At 65.6% G+C, this 18,707-nt stretch carries 16 protein-coding genes and 1 pseudogene; 9 read left to right on the forward strand and 8 right to left on the reverse strand.

Features of this window, described 5'->3' with window-relative positions; genetic code table 11:
- Window positions 1-31 precede the first annotated feature (31 nt).
- Window positions 32-562, reverse strand: a complete 531-nt coding sequence (locus EUB48_RS00745) for a Csu type fimbrial protein (protein WP_142817082.1) — start codon at window positions 560-562, stop codon at window positions 32-34.
- 253 nt (window positions 563-815) lie between these two features.
- The gene (locus EUB48_RS00750; RefSeq protein WP_142817083.1) at window positions 816-1,313 is read right to left on the reverse strand and encodes an Lrp/AsnC family transcriptional regulator; all 498 of its coding nucleotides are present in this window, start codon (window positions 1,311-1,313) and stop codon (window positions 816-818) included.
- 182 nt (window positions 1,314-1,495) lie between these two features.
- Here EUB48_RS00750 and EUB48_RS00755 point away from each other — a divergent pair.
- A pseudogene (locus tag EUB48_RS00755) lies at window positions 1,496-5,073 on the forward strand (indolepyruvate ferredoxin oxidoreductase family protein).
- A gap of 108 nt (window positions 5,074-5,181) precedes the next feature.
- Here the strand turns inward: EUB48_RS00755 and EUB48_RS00760 are convergent.
- From EUB48_RS00760 to nthA, 3 genes are read right to left on the reverse strand one after another with little or no spacing between them, the layout of a single operon-like run.
- Window positions 5,182-5,592, reverse strand: coding sequence for a nitrile hydratase accessory protein (locus EUB48_RS00760; protein WP_244618288.1), 411 nt, complete (start codon window positions 5,590-5,592; stop codon window positions 5,182-5,184).
- Window positions 5,589-6,263: a nitrile hydratase subunit beta gene (gene nthB / locus EUB48_RS00765; protein ID WP_142817084.1), complete on the reverse strand. Its 675-nt coding sequence runs from the start codon at window positions 6,261-6,263 to the stop codon at window positions 5,589-5,591. Before nthB ends, EUB48_RS00760 begins: the two co-directional genes overlap by 4 nt.
- Window positions 6,260-6,898, reverse strand: coding sequence for a nitrile hydratase subunit alpha (gene nthA, locus EUB48_RS00770; RefSeq protein WP_210411679.1), 639 nt, complete (start codon window positions 6,896-6,898; stop codon window positions 6,260-6,262). Before nthA ends, nthB begins: the two co-directional genes overlap by 4 nt.
- A gap of 127 nt (window positions 6,899-7,025) precedes the next feature.
- Here nthA and yajC point away from each other — a divergent pair, with 127 nt between their 5' ends.
- The 4 genes from yajC (at window position 7,026) to EUB48_RS00790 (ending at window position 12,634) form a co-directional block, all read left to right on the forward strand.
- Window positions 7,026-7,352: a preprotein translocase subunit YajC gene (yajC, locus tag EUB48_RS00775; protein ID WP_142817086.1), complete on the forward strand. Its 327-nt coding sequence runs from the start codon at window positions 7,026-7,028 to the stop codon at window positions 7,350-7,352.
- 63 nt (window positions 7,353-7,415) lie between these two features.
- Window positions 7,416-9,299, forward strand: coding sequence for a protein translocase subunit SecD (gene secD / locus EUB48_RS00780; RefSeq protein ID WP_142817087.1), 1,884 nt, complete (start codon window positions 7,416-7,418; stop codon window positions 9,297-9,299).
- A gap of 11 nt (window positions 9,300-9,310) precedes the next feature.
- Window positions 9,311-10,267: a protein translocase subunit SecF gene (secF, locus tag EUB48_RS00785; RefSeq protein ID WP_142817088.1), complete on the forward strand. Its 957-nt coding sequence runs from the start codon at window positions 9,311-9,313 to the stop codon at window positions 10,265-10,267.
- A gap of 6 nt (window positions 10,268-10,273) precedes the next feature.
- A complete protein-coding gene (locus EUB48_RS00790; protein ID WP_142817089.1) occupies window positions 10,274-12,634 on the forward strand; it encodes a DUF1631 domain-containing protein in 2,361 nt (786 codons plus the stop codon).
- A 13-nt stretch (window positions 12,635-12,647) separates the two neighbouring features.
- Here the strand turns inward: EUB48_RS00790 and EUB48_RS00795 are convergent, their stop codons facing one another.
- Genes EUB48_RS00795 through EUB48_RS00805 form a run of 3 tightly spaced genes read right to left on the reverse strand, consistent with a single transcriptional unit; the run spans window position 12,648 to window position 15,663 of the window.
- Window positions 12,648-13,127: a Smg family protein gene (locus tag EUB48_RS00795; RefSeq protein WP_142817090.1), complete on the reverse strand. Its 480-nt coding sequence runs from the start codon at window positions 13,125-13,127 to the stop codon at window positions 12,648-12,650.
- Between the two features lie 43 nt (window positions 13,128-13,170).
- Window positions 13,171-14,373, reverse strand: coding sequence for a DNA-processing protein DprA (dprA, locus tag EUB48_RS00800; protein WP_142817091.1), 1,203 nt, complete (start codon window positions 14,371-14,373; stop codon window positions 13,171-13,173).
- Between the two features lie 57 nt (window positions 14,374-14,430).
- Window positions 14,431-15,663, reverse strand: coding sequence for a LysM peptidoglycan-binding domain-containing protein (locus tag EUB48_RS00805; RefSeq protein ID WP_420821465.1), 1,233 nt, complete (start codon window positions 15,661-15,663; stop codon window positions 14,431-14,433).
- A gap of 202 nt (window positions 15,664-15,865) precedes the next feature.
- Between EUB48_RS00805 and def the strand changes: the two genes are divergently transcribed.
- The 4 genes from def to EUB48_RS00825 are packed head-to-tail and all read left to right on the forward strand — an operon-like array spanning window position 15,866 to window position 18,662.
- Window positions 15,866-16,378, forward strand: a complete 513-nt coding sequence (gene def / locus EUB48_RS00810) for a peptide deformylase (protein ID WP_142817093.1) — start codon at window positions 15,866-15,868, stop codon at window positions 16,376-16,378.
- A 34-nt stretch (window positions 16,379-16,412) separates the two neighbouring features.
- Entirely contained in the window at window positions 16,413-16,895 is a 483-nt protein-coding gene (locus tag EUB48_RS00815; protein ID WP_142817094.1) for an outer membrane protein assembly factor BamE, read from the forward strand.
- Between the two features lie 49 nt (window positions 16,896-16,944).
- Entirely contained in the window at window positions 16,945-17,916 is a 972-nt protein-coding gene (gene fmt, locus EUB48_RS00820) for a methionyl-tRNA formyltransferase (protein ID WP_142817095.1), read from the forward strand.
- Window positions 17,916-18,662, forward strand: coding sequence for an AzlC family ABC transporter permease (locus EUB48_RS00825; RefSeq protein ID WP_420821423.1), 747 nt, complete (start codon window positions 17,916-17,918; stop codon window positions 18,660-18,662). The genes fmt and EUB48_RS00825 overlap by 1 nt, the downstream gene beginning before the upstream one ends.
- The last annotated feature ends 45 nt before the right edge of the window (window positions 18,663-18,707 follow it).

Raw genomic sequence — 18,707 nt, forward strand, 5'->3', positions numbered from 1 at the left:
CGACCGTGCCGGCGCGGTCGCGCAGTGCGGATCAGTAGTTGACGTTGACCGTCACGGTGTCGGTGTAGGTGTCGGGCGTAAAGTCTGCGCTCGTGGCCTTGGCGTAGGCGGTAAACGAGACCGCGTTGCCGCTGGCCATGCCGGCGCCGGTGCCTGATTTGCCGTTGCCGACGGCCAAGCTGGTCGCGGTGTTGCCCCAGACGGTGCCGAAACCGGCGTCCTGGTACAGCGTATACGGCACCTTGTCGCCGTTGGAGCCGGTGCCCGACATCACGCCGGCGCCGGCGGTGTTGGCATTCGACGGCGCCAGGCCGATGTAGAACGGCGTGCTCTTCGAGCAGTTGACCTTGAAGGTGTTGCTGCCGGTCTGGGTCACCGCAGTGGTCTGGGCCGCCACGCTGCCGAGGTTGATGTTGGTCGGCGCGGTGGTCACCGCGCAGGACGCGGTGATCGTCATCTGGACCTGGAAGGTCGAGGTGGCGAGGCCGGCGTGCGCGGCGCCGGCGCCGGCGCCGGCGCCGAAGGCGATCAGGGCGAGCTTGGCAAAAAGTTGCTTATTCATATTGACTTTCCTTTCCTGCGGCGAGCCGCGTTGTAGAACCGCTTATAAGAGTTAGTACTTAAAAACCTTGGTACTACTCGAAACGTGACGAATGGTAGTTGCGACATTGAGTCAGCGTCAACGTTCAAAGCTCTTTAAAACGAGAAAAACAACACGTTTTCAATGACTTGGAATGGATACTTGAAAAAGCACTCAGAATTTTGTGACATATGTCACGGCGGCGCGATCCGGTTTTTTGGTCTAAAAGTGTTAACTACTTTGTGATTACACGTGTAACCGCACTCAAATGCCCCAGCGGCAGGGCACTGCGCGCCTTGACCTCGCCCAGCGAGAAGCTGGTGTGCATGTCCTTGACGTTCGGCAGGTTGATCAGGCTTTGCAGCGCAAAGCGCGAAAAGCTGTCCAGGTCCTGCGCCACCACCTGCAGTTCGAAGGTGCCGGTGCCGCTGATGTAGTGGCAGGCAATCACCTCGGGCAGCTTCTTGATGGCGGCTTCCAGCTGGCGCGTGGCGTCGCCCGAGTTGCGGTCCGCGTCGAGCCGCACAAAGGCCAGCACGCCCAGGCCGATCTTGTGGCGGTCGATCACTGCCTGGTAGCCGGTGATGTAGCCGCGCTCCTCCAGCGCACGCACGCGGCGCCAGCATGGCGCGGCCGACAGGCCCACGCGGTGCGCAAGCTCTGCGTTGGTGAGGCGGCCATCGGTTTGCAGTTCGTGCAGGATGGCGATGTCAAACTTGTCGAGTGTTTCCATATCGGGAAATTTTAAGCAAGATTCTTTCTTATGAAGGTCATTGACAGGCAAAGAAAGCAAACACTTATCCGGCGCTGCGACATACACTTTGCGATGGATTCCCGCCTGCGCGGGAATGACAGAGGAATTCCCGGGACCGACAGAAGAGTGCCCGGAATGGCAAAAACCTGGAGACTGAAAAAATGAACGCCCCGCTGCCCGAACACATCCGCAAAGCCTTAGAGACAGTCACGCTCGATGACAAGTACTCGCTGGACTACGGTCCGGCATTCATGAGCGGAGTGCAGGCGCTGGTCAAGCTGCCGATGCTGCAGCGCCTGCGCGACCAGCTGGCGGGCAAGAACACGGCGGGCTTCATCAGCGGCTACCGCGGCTCGCCGCTGGGTGGCTATGACCAGGCGCTGTGGAAGGCCGCCGAGTACCTGAAGGCGCAGAACATTGTGTTCCAGCCCGGCGTCAACGAGGAGCTGGCGGCCACCGCGCTGTGGGGCACGCAACAGCTCGGCTTTTCACCGGCGGGCACGAACAAGTTTGATGGCGTGTTCGGCATCTGGTACGGCAAGGGGCCGGGCGTGGACCGCTGCTCCGACGTGTTCAAGCATGCCAACATGGCGGGGACCACCGAATTTGGCGGCGTGATCGCGGTGGCCGGCGACGACCACATCAGCAAGAGCTCGACCGCCGCGCACCAGAGCGACCACATCTTCAAGGCCTGCGGCTTCCCGGTGTTCTTCCCGGCCACGGTGCAGGAGATTCTGGATCTGGGCATTCACGCCTTTGCCATGAGCCGCTTCTCGGGTGTCTGGGCCGGCATGAAGACGATCCAGGAGATCGTCGAATCCAGCGCCACGGCCATGATCGACCCCGAGCGCGTGCAGATCAAGATCCCGACCGACTTTGAAATGCCCCCGGGGGGCTGCACATCCGCTGGCCCGACCATGCGCTCGAGCAGGAGGCGCGCCTGTTCCATTACAAGTGGTACGCCGCGCTGGCCTACATCCGCGCGAACCGGCTCAACTACAACGTCACCTCCGGCCCGCACGACCGCTTCGGCCTGATGGCCTCGGGCAAGGCCTACAGCGACACGCGCCAGGCGCTGATCGACCTGGGGCTGGACGACGCCGCCTGCCAGCAGCTCGGCATCCGGCTGCACAAGGTCGGCGTGGTCTGGCCGCTGGAGGCGCAACTGACGCGCGAGTTCGCCACCGGGCTGCAGGAAATCCTGGTGGTCGAGGAAAAGCGCCAGGTCATCGAATACCAGGTCAAGGAAGAGCTTTACAACTGGCGCGCCGATGTACGCCCCAATGTGGTGGGCAAGTTCAGCGAGCAGAGCGAGGGCGACTTCAGCGGCGGTGAATGGTCCATGGCGAATCCGACCGCCAACACGCTGTTGCGCGCCAATGCCGACCTGTCGCCCGCGCTGATTGCCAGCGCCATCGCGCAGCGGCTGAAAAAAATCGGGGTCGATGGCGATATGGCCGCGCGCATCGACGCGCAGCTGGCAATCCTGCAGGCCAAGGAGCGTTCCATGCAGGTGCTGGAAGTCAAGGCCGACCGGCTGCCGTGGTTCTGCTCGGGTTGCCCGCACAACACCAGCACGGTGGTGCCCGAGGGCTCGCGCGCCATGGCCGGCATCGGCTGCCACTTCATGGCGACCTGGATGGACCGCAGCACGGTCGGCTTCACGCAAATGGGCGGCGAGGGCGTGCCCTGGGTCGGTCAGCAGCCGTTCACCACCGACCAGCACATCTTCGCCAACCTGGGCGACGGCACCTACTTCCACAGCGGCCTGCTGGCGGTGCGCCAGGCCATCGCGGCGGGCGTCAACATCACTTACAAGATCCTGTACAACGACGCGGTCGCCATGACCGGCGGCCAGCCCGTCGGCGAGCGCCCCGAAGGGCACTCGGTGGTGCAGATTGCCCAGTCCATGCGGGCCGAGGGAGCCATCAAGATCACCATCGTCACGGACGAGCCCGAGAAGTACGACACGGTCAAGGGCCTGCCCGAGGGCATTGCCATCGAGCACCGCGACGGGCTCGACCGCATCCAGCGCGAGTTTCGTGAGATCAAAGGCACCACGGTCATCATCTACGACCAGACCTGCGCCACCGAGAAGCGGCGCCGGCGCAAGCGCGGCACGCTGGTGGACCCGGCCAAGCGGGTGGTCATCAACGAGCTGGTGTGCGAGGGCTGCGGCGACTGTGGCGAGCAGAGCAACTGCCTCTCCGTGGAGCCGCTGGAGACCGAATTCGGGCGCAAGCGCCAGATCAACCAGAGCAGTTGCAACAAGGACTATTCCTGCGTCAAGGGCTTTTGCCCAAGCTTCGTTACGGTCGAGGGCGGCCAGCTTCGCAAAAAAGCCAAGGACAAGGCCGCGTCGCCGTTCGAGCTCGGCGCGCTGCCCGAGCCGGTGATCCCCGAGGCGCGCGATGTGCCGGGCGGGGTCTGGGGCATCGTGGTCGCGGGCGTAGGTGGCACCGGCGTCATCACCATCGGCCAGCTGCTGGGCGTGGCCGCGCACCTTGAAGGCAAGGGCATCGTCACGCAGGACGCGGGCGGGCTGGCGCAAAAGGGCGGCGCGACCTGGAGCCATGTGCTGATCGCCAACCGGCAGGACGACATCCGCACCACGCGCGTGAGCATGGCGGCGGCCGACCTCATCATCGGTTGCGATCCGATCGTCGCGGCCGGCAAGGAAACCATGCTGCGCATGCGCGAGGGTCGTACCCAAGTGGCGCTGAACATGCACAGTGCGCCGACCGCGGCGTTCGTGCACAACGCCGACTGGAAGAACCCGGGCGACGACTGCGCCGGCGAGATCGCCAGGGCGGTGGGCATAGCAGCGGTCGGTTCGTTCGATGCCGACACGGCCGCCACCAGGCTGATGGGCGACAGCATCTACACCAACCCCATGCTGCTGGGCTACGCCTGGCAAAAGGGCTGGATCCCGCTGGGTCGCGAGTCGCTGCTGCGCGCCATCGAACTCAACGCCGTGGCAGTGGACAACAACAAGGCCGCGTTCGAGTGGGGTCGGCGCGCCGCGCACGATCCGCAGGGCGTGGCCGCGCTGGCCTCGCCGGGGCAGGTGATCGAGTTCAAGAAGCGGACCTCGCTGGACGACATGGTCGCCACGCGGGTTGAATTCCTGACCGGCTACCAGAACGCCGCGTACGCGGCCCAGTACCGGGCCTTTGTCGACAAGGTGCGCCAGGCCGAGTCGGCGCTGGGCAAGACGCTGCTGGCCGAGTCGGTGGCGCGCTATCTGTTCAAGCTCATGGCCTACAAGGACGAGTACGAGGTGGCGCGGCTGCATACCGACCCGGCTTTCCTCGGCAAGATCAACGGCATGTTCGAGGGCGACTTCAAGCTCAACTACCACCTGGCCCCGCCGCTGCTCGCCAAACGCAACGACAAGGGCGAGTTGCAAAAGCGGCCCTTCGGCCCCTACATGCTGACCGCCTTCAAGCTGCTGGCCAAACTCAAGGGCCTGCGCGGCACTGCACTCGACATCTTCGGCAAGACCGGGGAGCGCCGCACCGAGCGCGCGCTGATTGGCGAGTACCGGGCCAGTATTGAGGAGGTGCTGAAGTCCTTGACGGCCGCCAACCACGCCACCGCGGTCGAGATCGCGCGTATCCCCGAGCAGATCCGTGGCTACGGCCATGTGAAGGAGCGCCACCTCAAGGCCGCGCGCGTGCAATGGAATGCGCTGCTGGCTAGCTGGCGCGACCCTCAGGGCGCAAAGCGGGCGGCCTGAGCCGCCACGGACTTGTCATTCCCGCGCAGGCGGGAATGACAGTCAAAACGGGGAATGATAGACAAGGAAAATGGCCGCCAGCCCTTGTGCAATATCGACAAGTCACTACTAATTCAGTAGTAAATCCCCGGGCCGCAGCTCGATCGGCTGGCCATGCGGCGTGCGTTCGGCGGCGGCTTCCCAGGCGTGTTCGAGCTGGTGGATCTGCGCCGGCGTGCCAACCTGTTTGGCAATCACCAGTTTTTCGAGGGCGCCCAGCCAGTGCTGATAGTAAGTGCTGCCGTCGTCGCGATCGCCGGCCGCCTGCGCAGCCCTGATTTCCACCGTGAGCGCCGTGGCCCATTCGGGCCAGGTGAACAGGCCGCGCTGATGCAATTGCACCGCCATCGCGAACGCATGGGCCTGCCACGGCTCGGCAAACACGGTGCCGTTGTCATTCAGGACCGGCAATGGCAGGGATTCGCCGCAGGCCGCGGCCAGCTCGTCCAGGCTGGCGGGCGTGTCGCGTGACATGCTCATGTCGCTGCCTCCAGATACGGTTCCCACGCATCCACGCTGACCTGCACAGCGGCGTCGGCTTGCGGGCCCCAGAGTTCGCGGCCGTCGAACACCACGGTGTAGAGCCAGTCGGCCGTGGTGTCGAACGGCGGCAGGGGCTGGCTGGCGTGCCGATCGGCGAACAGGTGGCAGCCGCGCACGGCCTGCACCGTGCCCAGATGCCCCCGCACATAGCGCGGCAGCCGCGTGTGGCCGACAGGGTGCATGTTTTTGGCGCGCACCCGGTCTCCGGGTGCGAAGCGGGCCGGCGCACTGGCCCGGCGGTCGGCCGGCGAGCCACTGGCCAGCGCGGCGGCGACGTTGCCGGCCTGCAGCACGTAAGCTACGGGCGCGGGTGGCACCAAGAGCTGGCCGCTGCGCAGTTCCCGCGGGCTCACCAAGCCGCGCTGCAGCATCAGCACCTCGAGCGCGCGGATCCAGATTTCGTAATAGCTGCTGGCCAAATACACCGCGGGCGGCAGCGACTCGCGCGCCGAGCGGCCCAGGTCGATGTTCCACTGGCCGGTGGCGCCCATCGCCAGGGTGATGGCCAGCGCGCGCCTTTCCCATTCAAAGTGGAACAGCGGCTCGTTCGCCTCGGGCTGCACCGGACCGAAGCCTTGCAGACCGCCCATGTCATGCACGCCGTTCATGGTGTGACTTCCGGTTGCCGCGCCAAGCCGGTGCCGATCATCGAATCGCGCGTGACGAGCGTTGCAAGTTGGTCTTCACTCAGGCCAGACGTACCAGCAGGCCTCATGGGCAGCACCAGATAGCGGACCTCGGCGGTGGAATCCCAGACCCGCAGGCGGGTCGCCTCGGGCAGCGTCACGCCAAAATCGCGCAGCACACCGCGCGGGTCCAGCACGGCCTTGGCGCGGTAGGGCGCACTCTTGTACCAGACCGGCGGCAGGCCGAGCACCGGCCATGGGTAGCAGCTGCACAGGGTGCAGACCACCATGTTGTGCAGCTCGGGCGTGTTTTCCAGCGCGACCATGTGCTCGCCCTGTCGTCCCGAGAAGCCGAGCGAGGCGATGGCCGCGGTGGCGTCTTTCAAAAGCCAGTCATGGTAAGCGGGGTCGCTCCAGGCGCGGGCGACCACGCGTGCGCCGTTGTGCGGGCCAACCTGCGTTTCGTAGGTTTCGATGATGCGGTCCAGCGCCGCCGGGTCGATGTAGCCCTTTTGCGTGAGCAGGGTTTCCAGCGCGCGCACGCGGATATCCATGTCGCCCAGATGGGAGGGGTGATCGCGCGGCGGGTCGCCAGCGTGGGCGTGCGGGGTGCTCATGGATGCAAACTCCCGGGAATGGGCGGTTGGACATGATAGCGCGGCATACAATCCCGCATTGCCTGCTTTCGGGCGCATTCCTGCGCCCGGGGGTTTCCATTGATTCAATCGTTGTGGAGTTTTCCCCGTGTTTATTTCTTCTGCCTTTGCCCAAACCGCTCCCGCCGCCGGTGGCGACATGATGTCGTCGCTCACCAGCATGGCGCCTCTCGTGCTGATGTTTGTGGTGCTCTACTTCGTGATGATCCGCCCCCAGATGAAAAAACAAAAGGAGCACCGCACCATGCTGTCGGCGCTGGCCAAGGGCGACGAGATTGCCACCGCGGGCGGCGTGCTGGGCAAGGTCACCAAGCTGGGCGATAGCCTGCTCAGCGTCGAGATTGCCAGCGGTGTGGAAGTGCAGCTGCAGCGCAGCGCGGTGGTGCAGGTGCTGCCCAAGGGCACCATCAAGTAATCCATCCGGCCGATGGCTTTCAGGTCAATCGTTTCAAGTAGTTAAGTAGAGCAAAGTGCGAACATGAACCGTTATCCGGTCTGGAAGTACGCGATCATCGTGATCGCACTCCTGGTGGGGGTGATCTACACCCTGCCCAATTTCTTTGGTGAGGCTCCGGCCGTGCAGGTGTCGTCGGCGAAGGCGGTTGTCAAGGTGGACGCCACCACGCAAGCCCGCATCGAAGACGCGCTCAAGGCGGCGAACATCACGGCTGACGCCATCACCGTTGATAGCAACTCCATCAAGGCCCGTTTCGACAGCACCGACATCCAGCTAGCGGCCAAGGACGCGATCCAGAAGGCCCTGATTCCCGATCCGTCGGATCCGGGCTATGTGGTTGCGCTGAACCTGCTGTCGCGCTCGCCGGCCTGGCTGACGGCCTTGCATGCGGAGCCGATGTACCTGGGGCTGGATCTGCGCGGCGGCGTGCACTTCATGCTGCAGGTGGACATGCAGGCGGCGCTGACCCAGAAAACCGAGTCCATGAGCGGGGATATCCGCACCCTGCTGCGCGAGAAGAACGTGCGCTACAGCGGCATTAACCGCAACGGAGTCGTGATCGAGATCAAGTTCCGTGACAACCAGACGCTGCAGGATGCGAAGAACCTGATTGCCGACCAGTTTGCCGATCTGCAGATGGCGGACGCCCCTGACGGCATCGAGTACAAGCTCACGGCCTCCATCAAGCCCGAGGCGGTGCGGCGCATCCAGGAGCAGGCGCTCAAGCAGAACATGGTGACGCTGCACAACCGCATCAACGAACTCGGCGTGGCCGAGCCGGTGATCCAGCAGCAGGGGCTGGACCGCATCGTGGTGCAGCTGCCCGGCGTGCAGGATACCGCCAAGGCCAAGGACATCCTCGGGCGCACCGCCACGCTGGAGGTGCGCATGGTGGACGAGGGCTCCGAGGCGCGCGCGGCCGAGACCGGCGCCGGCGCGGTGCCGTTTGGCGACGAACGCTACCTGGATTCCAACGGCCAGCCCGTCATCGTGAAGAAGCAGGTGATCCTGACCGGCGAGAACCTGACCGATGCGCAGGCCGGCTTCGACAGCCAGACACAGGAGCCCACCGTCAACCTCACGCTGGACTCCAAGGGCTCGCGCATCTTCAAGGACGTGACGCGCGAGAACGTGGGCAAGCGCATGGCCATCATCCTGTTTGAAAAAGGCAAGGGCGAGGTGGTGACGGCGCCGGTGATCCGCAGTGAAATTGGCGGCGGGCGCGTGCAGATCTCCGGCCGCATGACCGCCGTGGAGGCCAACGACACCGCGCTCCTGCTGCGCGCCGGCTCGCTCGCCGCACCCATGGAAATCATCGAGGAGCGCACCATTGGCCCGAGTCTGGGCGCCGACAACATCACAAAGGGCTTTCATAGCGTGACCTGGGGCTTTGTGGTGATCGTCGCGTTCATGTGCGTGTACTACATGCTGTTCGGCGTGTTCTCCAGCCTGGCGCTGACCTTCAACCTGCTGCTGATCATCGCGGTGCTGTCGATGCTGCAGGCCACGCTGACGCTGCCCGGTATCGCGGCCATGGCATTTACCATGGGTATGGCGATTGACTCCAATGTGCTGATCAACGAGCGGGTGCGCGAGGAGTTGCGCGCGGGTGCCTCGCCGCAGGCTGCGATTCACACCGGCTACGACCGGGCCTGGGCGACGATTCTGGACTCCAACGTCACCACCCTGATTGCCGGGCTGGCGCTGCTGGCGTTTGGCTCCGGTCCGGTGCGCGGTTTTGCCGTGGTGCACTGCATCGGCATCCTGACCAGCCTGTTCTCATCGGTGTTCTTCTCGCGCGGCCTGGTGAATCTCTGGTACGGGCGCAAGAAAAAACTCAAGAGCGTGTCGATTGGTACGGTCTGGCGCCCGGCGGCAGAGACCGCCGTCGCCAAGGCGAAATAAGGGGCGGCACCATGGAATTTTTCAAAATCCACAAGGACATCCCGTTCATGCGGTATGCCCTGTTATTCAACGTGGTCTCGGCGCTGGTTTTTGCGCTGGCAGTGTTTTTCCTGATCTCGCGCGGCCTGAACCTGTCGGTGGAGTTCACCGGCGGCACCGTGATGGAGGTCAGCTATGCGCAGCCGGCCGATCTGGCAAAGATCCGCAGTAGCACCGCGAAGCTGGGCTACTCCGACGTGCAGGTGCAGAACTTCGGCAACTCGCGCGATGTCATCATTCGCCTGTCGGTTGAAAAAGGTGTGACCTCGGCGCAACAGAGCGAGCAGGTCATCAAAGCCTTGAGGGCGGACGATCCTGCCGTGGTGATGCGCCGCACCGAGTTCGTCGGACCGCAGGTCGGCGAAGAACTGGTGACCGACGGTCTCAAGGCGCTGGGCACGGTGGTGATTGGCATCATGATTTACCTTGCCATGCGCTTCGAGTGGAAGTTCGCGGTGTCGGCGATCATCGCCAACCTGCACGACGTGGTCATCATCCTGGGCTTCTTCGCCTTCTTCCGCTGGGAGTTTTCGCTCTCGGTGCTGGCGGCGGTGCTGGCCGTGCTGGGCTACTCGGTGAATGAGTCGGTGGTGATTTTCGACCGGGTGCGCGAGGCCTTCCGGCGCTTTCGAAAGATGAATTCGACGCAGATCATCAACCACGCCATTACCGCCAACATCAGCCGCACCATCATCACCCACGGCTCGACCCAGATGATGGTGCTGTCGATGCTGCTGTTCGGTGGCCAGACGCTGCACTACTTTGCATTGGCGCTGACTGTGGGTATCCTGTTCGGTATTTACTCATCGGTATTCGTGGCCGCGGCGATTGCGATGGAGCTCGGCATCAAACGGGAAGACATGATCAAGACGCCGGTCCGCAAAGAGGGAGAAGATCCGAACGACCCGAATGCGGGAGCCCGGGTCTAGACCAGTATGGCTGTTGCGCGCCCGTCCACCCCTGATTCACTGCTGGCGCGCCAGGCGCGCCAGCAGTTTGTCGCCGAGGTGGGGGACGTTTTCGCCGAGATGGCCAGCGCGATTCAGGCGCGGCTGGAAACGCTGGCCGATCAGGTCGGCAACCCCCGCAACATGCAGGAGCGGCGCGATGCGATGCTGGCGTTTCAGGAGCTGCGTCCGCGCTGGCAGGATGGTGTGCAGCAGGGCTGGCGCAAGACCCTGACGCCGGCCGTCGCTGTGGCGCGCGACATGCAGGCAACCCAATTGCTGTCGCTGGTCGGCAACGAAGAGGTCGAAAACACCATCCTGGCGTCGCGTCTGGTTCAAGCCATCCTGGACAAGACCAGCTGGGAGCTGAACGACTTGCGTCTGCGCATCCAGCGGCTGGACGCCATGCAGGAAATGGACAGCCATGATGCCTTTCGCCCCGAAGTGCTGGCCGCCCTGGTGGTGCAGGAATGGAGCGCCTGCGGGCTGGATCGGGTGGCGTGGGCGCTGGTCGATGACGTGATCCGGCACCACCTGGTGGACCGCCTGATCGAGGCCTATCACCATGCCAACGAGTTCCTGATCCAGCGCGGCGTCATGCCCGAGATCGATCTCAAGCCGCTGGTCAAGCGCAATGCGGGCGGCCGGCTGGGGGCGCGCCGGAGCGCCGACGCTGCGAACACGGGCGGGGACACGCCAGCCGACACCACTGGCGGTCACTCCGAGGGGTCCGGCTTCACCGGAGGCGGGGGTGCGGGGGGCAGCGGCGGTGTTTCCGGGGGCAGCGGCGTGCCGCCGGTCGCAGGCCGCACCGGCGTGAGCCGTCTGGCCGACGAAACCCGCATGTTGACGGGCAGCACGCCGCTGGCGCGGGTGCGTATGCGTGCCCAGGGCGTGATCGGGCAGCTCAAGCGCCTGCTGAGCGACCGGGTCTCGGGCTACGACATGACGCGCCCGATGCAGGCCTCGCCGGCGCTGGCGCAGGCGATCTCGGACATCGAGGCCACGCAGCTGGCTGCGTATGAGGGCGTCGAGGTCAGTTACGACGCACCGGGCGTCGAGCAGGCGGTGCACCAGATTCGCGAGCGCACCGCCAGCCTCAAAAGCCGCGCAACCAACGCCAACGAGAAGGCGACCATTGAAATCGTGGCGCTGATGTTCCAGAGCATCCTGGCCGAGGAGCGCATTCCGGCCAGCGTGCGCGTCTGGTTTGCCCGGCTGCAAATGCCGGTGCTGCGCGTGGCACTCGCCGAGCCCGAGTTCTTCGGCACGCTGCAGCATCCGGCGCGCCAGCTGATCGACCGCATGGGCTCGTGCGTCATGGGCTTCGATGCGCGCGCCATCGGCGGCAGCACGCTGGAGGCCGAGATCAAGCGGGTGGTGCAGGTCATCGAGCAATACCCCGAGACCGGACGCCGGGTGTTCCAGCTGGTGCACGATGAATTCCAGAAATTCCTGGCCAAGTTCCTGACCGAAAAAGACGTCACACAGCGCGTCACCACGGTGGTGCAGCAGGTCGAGCAAAAGGAAACGCTGGCGATCCAGTACACCATCGAGATGCGCAACATGCTCAGCACCATGCCGGTGCGCGACGAGATTCGCGATTTCCTGTTCAAGGTCTGGGCCGAGGTGCTGGCACTGGCCGCCGTCAAGAACGGCCCGCAGCATGACGACACCCTGCTGCTCAAGCGTGCGGCGGTGGATCTGGTGTGGGCCGCCAGCGCCAAGCCCAACCGCAGCGACCGGGCCCGGGTGATCCAGGACTTGCCCAAGCTGCTGCAGCAGCTGCGCCAGGGCATGACCCAGCTCAATATGGGCAAGCCCGTGCAGGAAGTTCACCTCAAGGTGATTGGCGATACGCTGGCCGACGCCTTCCTGTCCAAGACCGCCGCCATCCCGCAGGCGCAGATCGACGACATGGCGCAGCGGCTGGCGAATCTGGAAGACTTTGTCACCGACGACGGCACCGGCGACCTGCCGTTCGATGCCGAAAGTCTCGAGATGATGCTGGGCATCGACGCATCCAGCATCGACGTGGTGTCCGACGGCGGCTCGCGGCCCACCGATGCAATGCTGGGCTGGGCGCAGGAACTCGAGCTGGGAAGCTGGTTCACGCTCGACCACAACAACAAGCTCAGCCAGGCCCAGTATGTCTGGCGCAGCGAGCGCAAGCAGCTGCACCTGTTTGCCTCGACCGACGGGCGCAGCTACCTGATCCAGGCGCGCCGGCTCGCGGCCTATCTGCAGGCCGGCCTGCTGGTGCCGACCGAGGAAGAGGCGCTGACGGTGCGCGCCACGCGCGAGGCGCTGGCCAAGCTCGATGCCAATCCCGAGCGGCTGCTGAACTGAAAAAGCGACTGCTCTAGTGCGCCAACCGGCCCGACGCGTCGTCGCACAGTTCGTCGAGCACCAGCGAGTCGGGCTCCTCGCCAAAACGCCAATACACCATCAGCACGATGATCTTGAGATCGTCAAGCGAGACCGGGTCGCCGGGCGCGGCCATCGCGCGATCCAGCACGATTTCGCGCATGGGCGCGGGCAGCACCCCCGACGATTCGAGAAAACTGATGAATCCCAGGCATTGCGCGCCCAGATGGTCCTGCTCGGCCACCGAGTACACGCGCATGCTGATGGGCGACTGGCGCGGGGCGGCGGGCTCGGCCACCGGGGCCATCTGCGTGTCCTGGGCGGCCAGATTCAGTCCATCGAGCCAGACCAAGGCCTGGGCGATCTCGTCTTCCTCGAAGCCGACGATGCTCAGCTTGCGCCCGAGCTGCTGCAGCTCGGGGCACGCATCGCCTCGCCAGTAGTTTTCGTAGACGAACACGAGCACTTCAAACATGGCCCCAATATAGCGCAGAAGCCTGGCGGGCGTGGGGGGCCTTTCAAGCCCGGCCCATGCGCTGGAACAGGCCGCCGGGCAGCCGCGCCACTTGGCCATCGAGCTCCAGCTCGAGCAGTTGAGCCTGCAACTGTGCCGTCGCCAGCCCGGTGCGGGCTTGCAGGGCGTCCAGGCTGACCGGGTCGTAACCCATCTGTTTGAGCAGGCTTTGTTGCGAGGGATCTTGGCTCTCAGCCCCCGTATCGTCTGTGACGGGCGCCATGTTGTTGACAGCATCCGGGAGCCGGAGTTCTTCAAGCACGTCCTGCGCCGTCTCGACCAGCTTGGCACCCTGCCGGATCAGTGCGTGGCAGCCGCGCGACTGGGTGGAGGCAATCGAGCCGGGGATGGCAAACACCTCCTTGCCCTGCTCGGCGGCGAGCCGGGCGGTGATCAGCGAGCCCGATTGCAGCGCCGCTTCCACCACCAGGGTGCCCTGCGCCAGCCCGGCCAGAATGCGGTTGCGCCTGGGGAAGTTGGCCGCCAGCGGCGGCGTGCCGATCGGGAACTCGCTGATGATCAAGCCGTGGCGCGCAATCCGGTGCGCCAGTTCCAGATGCCTTTTGGGATAGACGCGGTCCAGTCCGGTGCCGACCACCGCCACGGTGGCCAGCCGCTGGCCTCCCACTGCAGCGCCCTCCAGCGCGCCCAGGTGCGCCTGGCCGTCGACTCCCAGCGCCAGCCCCGAGATCACCGTCAGGCCCGCTTCGCTGAAGGCCCGGGCAAACTGGCGCGCGTGGACGGCCCCCTGCGGCGTCGGGTTGCGGCTGCCGACGATGGCCAGGCTGCGCCGCAAATCATTTGCTATTAAATGAGGAGCTGCCTGTTCAGGCCCTGTAGGGGCTGCACCCTGATTCTCCTTAAAACTTCCGGCGCCGAGCAGGTACAGCATCAGCGGCGGATCTTCGATGGTCAGCAGCGAGTCCGGATAGTCCGCGTCGCCCAGCGCCAGCACCCGGCGCTGCGTGCCCGGCGCCGCCTCGTGCAGCCATTGCCAGGTGGCGTCGAGTTGGGCGGCCAGCTCGGGCGGCTCGGCCAGCAGCGCACTGGCCTGGGTGGCGCTGACGATCTGGCGCAGCGCCGTGGCGGACTGGCCGAACACGGCCTGCGGCAACCCGAAGGCGGCCAGCAGCTTGCGCGCGCTGGCGTTGCCCACGCCGGGGGTCAGTGTGAGCCTGAGCCAGGCGGCGAGTTCGTCGCGCTCCATGGGCGTGGCGGCCGATCAGGCCGCAGGCGTGGTGGCGCGGGCGAGCGCAGGCATGCCCTAGCGCGGATTCACGACGCGGTCGCCGACCTTCACGCCGTCGGTGATCTCCAGGATCAGCGCGTAGGACAGCTTCTCGAACGGGCGGAACACCATCAGCAGGCCGTTGCGTTCATCGGGCAGTTTGATGTGCGCCCTGGCCGGGTCGGTCGGGTCCACCAGGCGCTGGCCGTCTTTCACGATGGCCAGCACGTCGCCGCTCTCGATGCCGTCACTGGTGCCGCGGTTGATCACCACCACCTGGTTTTGCGCCGCATTCACCACGGCACTGCCGTACACCGACACAATGCGCCCTTTGACCTCGCCCTGCGGGGCATGCGGCGTGTAGCTGAGGAATTGGCGCGGCGGCTCGGGCAGCAGGCGGTCGCCGACGCGAATTTCTTCCTTGGCGGAGACGATGTCGATGGTGGCCGGCACGATCTCGGCCTGCGACTTGCCGTCGACGCCATCGTCGGTGGAGGTCGATTCGCCGCGCACGAGACGCGCCTTGCCCAGGTATTGCGCCTCGTAGCCGAGCACCGTGCCGGTGTCCGGATCCTTCAAAGGCGTGGCGTTGCGAAACACCCGGAATTCGGACGCCTTGCCCGGGTCGTCCTTCAAGGGGGCGCTGGCATCGCCGCGCGCATAGGCGCGGTCGCCGCGCGTCAGCAGCACGCGGTTTTCCTGGGTCGCGACGATGCGGGGCGCGTGCGCCAGGCCGTTTTCATCCACGATGATGGGCTCTGCCAGGAATGGCTCGATCAGGTCCGAGCGCAGCGTGGGCAGCGCGTTGCCGGCCAGCGTCTCGTAGCGGGTGTGCGGTGACAGGCGCACCGTATCCATGGCGGAGCCGCGGCCGGCCGGGCCTGTGCGCAGCCGGGCCCGGCCATTGGACTTGTCCAGATACAGGTTCTGGCCGGGATAGATGAGGTTCGGGTTGCGGATTTCCTGCAGGTTCATGCCCCACAGCTCGGGCCAGCGCCACGGGCGCTTGAGGTACAGGCCCGAGATGGCCCACAAGGTGTCGCCGCGTTTCACGGTGTAGCTGTCGGGCGCATTGGGTGCGAGCTCGCCAATCGGCACGCCGGCTTGCGCGACCTGCTGGGCCGTGGCGCGCTGCGCGGGGGTGACCGGGTAATTCTGGGTCTGGGCCTGCGCGGGCGCTGCGAGCCACAGGCTTGCGAGGGCGGTGAGGGCCAGCAGAGGGGTCCGGACTGTGAGTGTGGTGGTTGCCGTGTTCGTTCCCGCCATCATGTGTTTCATATTTTTCTGCATCACGGACGCCGCAAAGGAGACTGAATCGGGCCGTCTGCGCGTGGCAGAAAACCCGGCGAAAATCTTGATAAATCGCGGTTGATTCTGCACTCAAGCCCTTGATTGGGCAACGTTTATTGGCTTTTGCGACGGCCGGCGGCGGCAAAAGTAGCGAAAATAGCGACACCTATTTTGAGATTCCATGGCTTTACTTCCCATTCTCTGTTACCCCGACGCCCGGCTGCACACGGTGGCCAAGCCGGTGCGCGCGGTCGATGCGCGCATCAAGACCCTGATCGCCGACATGCTGCAGACCATGTACGAGGCGCAGGGCGTCGGCCTGGCCGCCACGCAGGTGGACGTGCACGAGCGCCTGATCGTGATGGATGTGTCGGACGAGCGCGACCAGCCGCTGGTGCTGATCAACCCCGAAATCATCTGGGCCAGCGCCGAGCGCCATGTCAGCGACGAGGGCTGCCTGTCGGTGCCCGGCATCTACGACGGCGTGGAGCGCGCGGCCGCCGTGACGGTGACGGCGCTCGACGATGCGGGTGAGTTGCGCACCCTCGAGGCCGAGGGCATGCTGGCTGTGTGCATCCAGCACGAGATGGACCACCTGGTGGGCAAGGTGTTTGTCGAATATCTGTCGCCGCTCAAGCGGAACCGGATCAAGACCAAGATGCTCAAAGCCAGACGCGAAGCGGAAAAGGTCTGATCTGCGGCGCGCATCCGTTTCACAGGAGACGCTCATGCCAGTGTGCAAACCAGTGCTGTCGGTGGCGGCCGGGCTGCTGCTGGCGGGTTGCGCCGTCTTTTCACCCGTGCAGCCCGGCATGAGCCGGGCCGAGGTGTTGTCGCGCCTGGGGACGCCGACGGCGGTGGTGGCGCTGCCGGCCGGCGAGCGCCTGCAGTACTCGAGCCAGCCGTTTGGCCAGACCGCCACCATGGTGGACCTCGATGCCTCGGGCCATGTGCTGCGGGAGCGCCAGGTCCTGACGGCGGCCGAGTTCGCCAGGATCCAGCCCGGCTGGAGCCGTGCCGACGTGCTGCGCGAATTTGGCCACCCGGCAAGGATCGATCGCGTGTACAGCTGGGATGGCGATGTCTGGACCTATCGCTGGCGCGCCGACGGCGACATGTTCTACTGGGTCTACTTTGACCCCGCCGGCCAGGTCGCGCGCACCCAGCAGGGCATGGAGTTCCTCAACGCGCCCAACGACAACAAACAATAGCCTGGAGCCCGCCGTGCGCGGCGGCCCAACCCACCCGACGTTCTGACCGATGCGCCTGATCTTTGCCGGTACGCCCGAATTTGCCCGTAATGCCCTGCAGCAGCTGCACGCTGCCGGCCACCAGATCGCGCTGGTGCTGACGCAGCCCGACCGTCCGGCCGGGCGCGGACTGAAGCTGCACGCCTCGCCCGTCAAGCAGTTCGCATTGGATAACGGGATCGCGGTAGCGCAGCCGCGCAGCCTGCGCCTGGGTGGCAAGTATCCCGAGGACGCGGCGGCCGCGCGCACGGCCATCGAAGCGGCGCAGGCCGATGCGATGGTCGTTGCCGCCTATGGGCTGATCCTGCCGCAGTGGGTGCTTGGTATACCGCGTTTGGGGTGCTTCAACATCCACGCCTCGTTGCTGCCGCGCTGGCGCGGCGCGGCGCCGATCCACCGCGCCATCGAGGCCGGCGACACCGAGACCGGCGTCACCATCATGCAGATGGACGCGGGGCTCGACACCGGCGACATGCTGCGTGTGGCGCGCGTGCCGATCACGCCGCAGGACACCACCGGCAGTTTGCACGATACGCTGGCGCTGCTCGGCGGGCGGCTGATGGTCGAGACGCTGGCGCTGGCGGCCGGCGCTGGCCTTCGACCGATCCCGCAACCGGCCGCCGGCGTGACCTACGCACACAAGATCGACAAGCATGAAGCGGCGATTGACTGGACGCAGCCGGCGTCCGTCATCGCCCGGCGCATCCGCGCGTTCGACCCGTTTCCGGGCGCATTCAGCCAGCTCGGTGGTGAAATCCTGAAACTGTGGCGCTCTGAAATTGATAGTGAACTACGCATACCCGATAAAGACTGCGGCACGATTTTGTCTGCAAATGCGGACGGCGTGCGCATCGCCTGCGGCGCCGGCGTGCTGCGCGTGACCGAGCTGCAGCGCCCCGGCGGCAAGCACCTCGCCGCCGCCGATTTCCTGCGCGGTTTTGCGCTGGAGCCCGGCATGGCCTTTGACCCGTTGACGCCTTAGTGTTTTTCCTGCGCGCCAACTTCACCCACCCCGAATTCCGCCAGGGCCTGCGCGAGATGCTGCCGATCGCGCCGGGCATCGCCGCCTGGGGCCTGATGACCGGCGTGGCCATGGTCACGTCGGGCATGAGCGACTTCCAGGCCTGCCTGATGAGCCTGATCGTGTTTGCGGGCAGCTCGCAGCTGGCCGCCATTCCCCTGATCAGCGCTGGTGCGCCGATGTGGGTGATCCTGGCCACCGGCCTGTGCGTGAACCTGCGCTTCGTGGTGTTCAGCCTGCACCTGCGCCCGTACCTGATGCACCTGCCGCGGTGGCGCCGCATGCTCACCGGCTACCTGACGGCGGACCTGAGCTATGTGATGTTCGTGCAGCGCTTTCCCGAGCCCGGCGGCGATGCCGCGCGGCTGAAGGCGCAGGAGGCGTATCTGGCAGGCAACTGTTGCATGAACTGGGTCAGCTGGGTCGGCGCCAGCCTGCTCGGCGTGGTGCTGTCCAACGTGATTCCTAGCGCCTGGGGGCTGGACTTTGCGGGCATCCTCGCGCTGATCGGCATCACCTGCTCGATGACCAACACGCGCTTGCGCCGGGTCGCCGCCGGGGTCGCCGGCGCCGCGGCGGTGGCAGCCTACGCGTTGCCGCTCAAGCTCAATATTTTGGTGGCCATCGCGGCCGCAGTGGCCGTGTGCCTGCTGCTCGAGCCGCCCCCGCCGGCCGACACCCAGGGCGCGTCGGGGGAGGCTGCGTGAGCGATGCCCGGCCGCCCGAAGGCGCGAAGGCCCCCCTGGGGGGCG

This window comes from Rhodoferax sediminis (assembly GCF_006970865.1).
Taxonomy (GTDB): Bacteria; Pseudomonadota; Gammaproteobacteria; order Burkholderiales; family Burkholderiaceae_C; genus Rhodoferax_A; species Rhodoferax_A sediminis.